This window comes from Holdemanella biformis DSM 3989 (assembly GCF_000156655.1).
Taxonomy (GTDB): Bacteria; Bacillota_I; Bacilli_A; order Erysipelotrichales; family Erysipelotrichaceae; genus Holdemanella; species Holdemanella biformis.
In genome coordinates, this window is sequence record NZ_DS996850.1 from 9,564 (window position 1) to 11,025 (window position 1,462).

Genomic DNA, 1,462 nt, shown 5'->3' on the forward strand with positions numbered 1-1,462 from the left:
CATATTATCATAGTTGTAATCGTTTTCATACAGTTTTTTATTCATTTTCATCCAAGCATATCATTTGTTATTTTTCATGCGTAATATAACTTAGTTAGTAAATAATTCTATCTAATATACTAAGTTTATATGTTTTCAACAATACTTCCTCAAAGCACAGATCAGTATCATATTCCCTGAAACAATCTGCGATTGGATTGTATCAATTAACAATAGCAATTTATTTTAAAATACTTTATAGTTAAAGTAACGAATAGATATATATATCATAAGTCATTAAGCGATTGGAGAAGTGATACCCATGGTACAAACTCAAGCATAAAACACCTATTAAAAAATAACTTCATTTACTAATTCAAATGTTTAATTTTAATTAATAAAAAAACAGGGGGGAGGAATTTACTATGAAAGAAGTGAAAATAAAATCATTGGGATTTACAAAAGATACGTTGGGTTCATACAATAAAACTATAATAAACAGCATTACAGAAAACATATCCGTTAAAACCAGAGCAAAATCAAATAATTTAGAGCCACATGATCACTTAACTGTGATTGTTGATAAAAATGAATGTTAATAAAAAACAAGCTAGCACAAAGCTATTCAGCTTGTTGGCTTTATGCCTAATTTCTATATTATTTATTTTGCTCAAACAAAAAGATTATCAGGTTTTAGCTGATGGTAATTTCAGTGGTCTTTCATTCTTTTTCGAAATATATGCTGGTAGAGAGTTTATAGTTTTTGAATTTATACTTTTATTTATCATCCCAATAATCACTAATTTAAATTCTTGTATATATAGAAACAATCGTTTTGATGTGATGATTGTTTCTAGAATTGGATATACAAATTATTTTAAACAATGTCTAAAGCAGTCTATTAAAGATATTTGGTATTATCCTGTTGTAATCAATGCAATAACAGTTCTAATTATTCACTTTATGTGTCTTCCAATAATTGGTAAAGACATACAATATGTAGCAAATTACTTTACTAATATAGGTATGTTAGACTTATGCTTATTTACACTGTTTCAAATAATCGGCTGGAGTTTCTTAAATTACTTTTGTTTCTTGCTATCTCAGTTGATTTTAAATAAATATGCATATATTTTGTCACTTAGCATTTATAGTGTTGTATCTACAATATTATTCTCCATAATCGGATCTATAATTCCTTTTGAAATAAAATGGATCTTTTATATTTTTTCTTCATTCACATTATTATGTCCTGGAATAATTGGAATATGGTCTATAGACACAGGTATTTTTTCTATTATAATCGTTATTCTTTGCTTTATATTTTATTCTATTTTACTGTTTATCTTATCAAAATTTATTTTAAAGGATCGTGAGCAAAATGGTTAAAGAATATTTCAAAAATTTTATGTTATCTAGATTTCACATATTTCTATTCACGATATCTAGTATCGTAATGGGAGTGGAACTATATCAATACATA

The 1,462-nt window shown here is 25.8% G+C and carries 2 protein-coding genes; both read left to right on the forward strand.

The window, feature by feature from the left end; genetic code table 11:
• Positions 1-404: 404 nt before the first annotated feature.
• The gene (locus EUBIFOR_RS12820) at positions 405-578 is read left to right on the forward strand and encodes a hypothetical protein (protein ID WP_003866067.1); all 174 of its coding nucleotides are present in this window, start codon (positions 405-407) and stop codon (positions 576-578) included.
• The gene (locus tag EUBIFOR_RS10640) at positions 568-1,368 is read left to right on the forward strand and encodes a hypothetical protein (protein ID WP_003866068.1); all 801 of its coding nucleotides are present in this window, start codon (positions 568-570) and stop codon (positions 1,366-1,368) included. Before EUBIFOR_RS12820 ends, EUBIFOR_RS10640 begins: the two co-directional genes overlap by 11 nt.
• Positions 1,369-1,462: the final 94 nt, after the last annotated feature.

What these genes read in the sequence shown, in the direction of transcription:
- EUBIFOR_RS12820 (WP_003866067.1), top strand. Translation starts at nt 405, where the DNA reads ATGAAAGAAGTGAAAATAAAATCATTGGGATTTACAAAAGATACGTTG.
- EUBIFOR_RS10640 (WP_003866068.1), top strand. Translation starts at nt 568, where the DNA reads ATGAATGTTAATAAAAAACAAGCTAGCACAAAGCTATTCAGCTTGTTG.